4 protein-coding genes, 2 pseudogenes and 1 other annotated feature are annotated in these 4,218 nt (G+C 39.9%); of the genes and pseudogenes, 1 reads left to right on the forward strand and 5 read right to left on the reverse strand.

The window, feature by feature from the left end:
• Positions 1 to 285 precede the first annotated feature (285 nt).
• The 5 genes and pseudogenes from GBN19_RS14830 to GBN19_RS14850 form a co-directional block, all read right to left on the reverse strand.
• Positions 286 to 1,581 carry an MSMEG_0569 family flavin-dependent oxidoreductase gene (locus GBN19_RS14830; protein ID WP_065286505.1) on the reverse strand — a complete coding sequence of 432 codons (1,296 nt, stop codon included), beginning with the start codon at positions 1,579 to 1,581 and terminating at the stop codon, positions 286 to 288.
• A 10-nt stretch (positions 1,582 to 1,591) separates the two neighbouring features.
• On the reverse strand, positions 1,592 to 1,882 hold the full coding sequence (locus GBN19_RS14835; RefSeq protein ID WP_008941947.1) for an MSMEG_0570 family nitrogen starvation response protein: 291 nt from the start codon (positions 1,880 to 1,882) through the stop codon (positions 1,592 to 1,594).
• A complete protein-coding gene (locus tag GBN19_RS14840) occupies positions 1,875 to 2,921 on the reverse strand; it encodes a sll0787 family AIR synthase-like protein (protein ID WP_151778648.1) in 1,047 nt (348 codons plus the stop codon). The genes GBN19_RS14835 and GBN19_RS14840 overlap by 8 nt, the downstream gene beginning before the upstream one ends.
• Entirely contained in the window at positions 2,921 to 3,484 is a 564-nt protein-coding gene (locus tag GBN19_RS14845; protein WP_004992218.1) for an MSMEG_0567/Sll0786 family nitrogen starvation N-acetyltransferase, read from the reverse strand. The genes GBN19_RS14840 and GBN19_RS14845 overlap by 1 nt, the downstream gene beginning before the upstream one ends.
• Positions 3,485 to 3,494: 10 nt before the next feature.
• Positions 3,495 to 3,683, reverse strand: a pseudogene (locus GBN19_RS14850) (MSMEG_0568 family radical SAM protein); the annotation flags it as partial.
• A 46-nt stretch (positions 3,684 to 3,729) separates the two neighbouring features.
• On the opposite strand from GBN19_RS14850, the pseudogene GBN19_RS14855 reads away from it, so the two are divergent.
• A pseudogene (locus tag GBN19_RS14855) lies at positions 3,730 to 4,218 on the forward strand (transposase); the annotation flags it as partial.
• Positions 4,005 to 4,121, forward strand: a sequence feature (AL1L pseudoknot). (Overlaps the previous pseudogene by 117 nt.)

Consider the following 4,218-nt stretch of genomic DNA (forward strand, 5'->3'; position numbering starts at 1 on the left):
TTATAATCAACGAAGAATTCAAAAAGGCTTGGATTTTAAGACACCAAATCAAATGGCAGAAGACTTTTATCGGTTAGCTGCCTAGAATCTCCCAAGTGAAAGTCTCCTGCTAATTCAGCACACATCAGATATTATAAAATACATTGAGTTATTTTATAATCATCGAAGAATTCAAAAGGGTTTGGGTTTTAAGACACCAAATCAAATGGCCGAAGACTTTTATAAGTTAGCTGCCTAGAATCTCCCAAGGGAAAGTCTCCTGATAATTCAGCGTATATCATAAGCCTATGATGATAATGTTGAGGATATATGCAGAGGTGCAACATTTAATTGTTGAATGAGATGATCAGCAATAAACTCAGCATCTTTAGCAACATCCATAAAACGTCCTGAACCCCATGTGTTTAACCAAGGTAAACCAATAAAGCTTACTTCAGGGTCAACGGTAATACCGCGATCATGTTTTGGATATCCATTTGTCTGGAATATGTCTAAATCAATCCAAGAATAGTCTGGTCTAAATCCGATACACCAAATGATCGAAGTGATGTTCTCTTCAACTAAATCAATATGGGTAATTTCCTGTTCTGGCTGCCAAAGTGGCTGATATACAGATGCTGGCTCTTCAGTAACAATATTATTTTTCTCTATATAGTCATCAATAGAGGCATTAATACGATTGTAAGTTGCATCTGCCATGTCTAGGTTCTGGATTAAATCTGGACGGAAGACAAACTGACCTTCCTTATAGTCCTCAAATCTTCCAAGCAATCTCATACCTTCTAATGCAAATTTACGTAGATCAATATCACGACCACCATCTCGCCCAGTCACATAATGATTAGTGCTGTTACGAACCTCTTCACTATATCGGTGATCTTTGACAGTTGTTTCGTAATAACCCATTTCATAAAGCCACTTCACTACGTCTTTACCACGATAAAAACGCGCACAACGTGGTGCATCTCCTGTAGATAAATAAACTTTTTTGCCAGCAAGATGTAAATCTTCAGCAATTTGCGCACCTGACTGCCCAGAGCCAACCACCAAAACATTGCCCGCAGGTAATTGCTCAGCATTAAAGTATTGTTCAGAATGAATTACCGTGACATTTTCAGGTAAAGCAGATGAAAGCTTTGGATAAATTGGCGTGTGATACCCTCCTGCAGCAACCACTAACTGCTTCGCAGTTGTCGTCCCCAGATCTGTCTCAATCACAAAAGACTGGTCTGCAACTTTTTCAACATGCTGAACTGCAACACCTAAAATTGCAGGTGGATTGAGCTTTTCAATAAACTGATCCAAATATTCAACAATCTCATTTTTTTTCATAAATCCATCAGGGTCATTACCGTTATATGGATGCTCTGGAAGCAAACATTGCCAATTGGGGGTAACCAAAGTGAAATTATCCCACCGTTTACTACGCCAGCTATGGGTCAACTCTGATTCTTTTTCTAGAATCACATGATCAATCCCTGCTTTTTGTAAATAATGACTAATACATAACCCTGCCTGACCACCACCAACAATCACGACGTCATAATTTGGTTGTAAATCTTGAATTTGCATATTAAGCATCTTGTTCCCCTTATTCATTGTGCATTTCAGTAATTTCAATTTGGTCTTCGTCTTTTAAGGCGAATAAGTTAGCTTGGCGTTTAATCGTGGATAGGCTGTCCATGGCTGAACTACATGCAAAGCCATAACGTACTCGTACTCGTTCTGATGCAGCAGATAACCCATCTTCAGCCAACTTTAAAAACTGTATTGCTGGATATGAATGTCCTTTAGCTAGATATTCATAAATCACAGTGGATGGAGAGTAATATTGAATCAGCTCGCCATTCGGCCATTTCACGGTAAAATTCACGCTAGGCATATGCTGCCTCCTTCTCTATCGGCTCAATCGGATCCGACTGAGCCTTTAACTTTTTTAAAATTTCAGCATAGTTAAAACCAGTAAATGTTTGCTGATGAAAATCCCAAAATTGAGCATTTTGCTTCTGATCATGCACATAAACTTTTCCACTGGCATTAGTTTCACCAATCACTGCACAGCAGATACCCTGACTGTCAAATAATTCAATGATTTCTTCGCATTCGCCTTCATCAGCTGTCAGCAAAAAACCATAACTAGGAAAGATTTGCAGCCACGTCTGCCAGTCCACATTTTGTGGTTTTGGAATTTTTTGAAGGTCTATGTCTGCGCCACTTTGCGTTGCCTCAAGTAGCATGAGCAGGCTGCCTAAAATGCCTGCATTACTAATGTCGCGTGCGGCATATACCACTCCTTGTTGTGCAAGTTGCGGCATTACTGAGAGCTGTGCTTGTAAAATACGTCCAGATACTCGTTCAAAGCATTTCCAATACACAGTGTTGGGATGAAATTGACCTTGTAGATTTAAAGCAATCAAAATCTTTTGCTGTGGTTTAACATGCAAAACCGACAATAATTTCTGTGCTGTTCCTTGAATGGCAACGGATAAAGCAGGCTGATAACTTTCAGCGATATTGCTATGCCCACCAATCAATGCAACATCATAAGCAGTACAAGCATCTTGCATGCCTTGCATTAATAATTGAGCATGCTCAACATTTGTATGCCAAAAGCTATTCACAACTGACAATGCACGACCACCCATTGCTGCAATGTCACTGATATTTGCCATGACTGCAGACCAACCCGCAAAATAAGGATGATTAGCAACAAAACTAGGTAACATCCCTTCACACGCATGTAAAATATATTGTCCTTGGACGGCAATAGCGGCAGTATCATCTCCAGGATAAGCGTATAAAGCTTGCAGAGAGTTCACTTTATCCAGATTCGGGATCTTTACACTTTTAGCAATCACCTGTTTTGATTGCATCGCTGGGGTATGTCTTAAATATTCAAGAAGTTGATTGAGTGACATCATCATTCCACCTCTTTTTGCATATAAGCCTGCATGACCACATGCTGTAGCGGATAATGTTCAATTTGAGCTTGCATCATCATATGTGGAATTTCAGCAACCATTAATTCACGGACACTGTCCCAACATAATTTCTGAAAATAACGCTCATTTTGTTGCTGTACAGTCGCTAAGAATGTTTTACATCCTAGATTTTTTGCCGTCGTCACTGCTGCATTAATCAACGCTTTACCAATAGCATGATGATGGCGGTATAATGGCTCTACACATAAACGCCCACCCCACCATGTATTTGTTTCATCTGGGAAGATACGCACAGCACCTATGACACGATCATGCTCACCAAACATTTGTCCGATCGCAACAATACCTAGAGCTTTAAAGTCATATTCATCACGGTCTTCTTTTAGGATTTTTTGTTCATCACGAAAAGTTGCCTCTCGCAGGCGATAATATTGACGTCGTTCCCAGTCTTCAGTGACCACCTTGATAACAATGTCATCTGTGACAAACTGTTTTAGGCCTTCATTTAATTCTAATAACCATGGATAACCAGAAAGTTGCATACTGTTTCTCCTACTCATAAGCTTTCAGTGAAGAACATGCTCCACATTTGGCACAACCCGCTTTAGTGTTTTCTGAATGCAATCCATTTTGACGAAGTTGCTCACCAATTTTTGGATAGAGTGCCTGCATAAAGGCTTGCTCTGGTTTTGAATGATGTTCAAGTGCCGTTCCTTGAATTGGTACAAATGGCACCATGAACCGTACCGGGTTTGTCGGAGAGTCAATATTCTGAGAGACTATCCCGATGACAAAATTAAAATATACCCCTGAAATCAGAGAAAGAGCGGTTCAATTATTGATTGAATCTGAAAAAGATTATCCTTCTACTTGGGCTGCAATCACAGCAATTGCGCCTAAGATTGGTTGTACTCCTGAAACACTTCGTGCCTGGCATCAAAAGCATTTAGATCAGCAAAATCCTATTAAAGTACAACAGATATCTGATCAAGAAAAAATGAAGCAAATGGAACGTGAAATTAAAGAATTAAAGCGTGCCAATGAAATTCTACGTAAAGCAGCCGCTTTTTTCGCCCAGGCGGAGCTCGACCGCCCACACAAATAATGGTGGATTTCATCCATAACAATAAAGACTTATATGGTGTTGATGCGATTTGTAGGATTTTACCGATCGCTGCTTCAACCTATTACCGGACTTTAGATCTCACAGTAAATCCAGAACATCGAGCGAAACGAGATTTACATGACTTGCAGCATGCTGAGGAGATTAAGCGAA

It is taken from the genome of Acinetobacter brisouii, from assembly GCF_008993995.1.
Taxonomy (GTDB): Bacteria; Pseudomonadota; Gammaproteobacteria; order Pseudomonadales; family Moraxellaceae; genus Acinetobacter; species Acinetobacter brisouii_A.

Excerpts from the sequence above, each read along its gene's own strand:
- GBN19_RS14840 (WP_151778648.1), bottom strand. The coding sequence starts at position 2,921 with ATGATGTCACTCAATCAACTTCTTGAATATTTAAGACATACCCCAGCG.
- GBN19_RS14845 (WP_004992218.1), bottom strand. The coding sequence starts at position 3,484 with ATGCAACTTTCTGGTTATCCATGGTTATTAGAATTAAATGAAGGCCTA.
- GBN19_RS14835 (WP_008941947.1), bottom strand. The coding sequence starts at position 1,882 with ATGCCTAGCGTGAATTTTACCGTGAAATGGCCGAATGGCGAGCTGATT.
- GBN19_RS14830 (WP_065286505.1), bottom strand. The coding sequence starts at position 1,581 with ATGCTTAATATGCAAATTCAAGATTTACAACCAAATTATGACGTCGTG.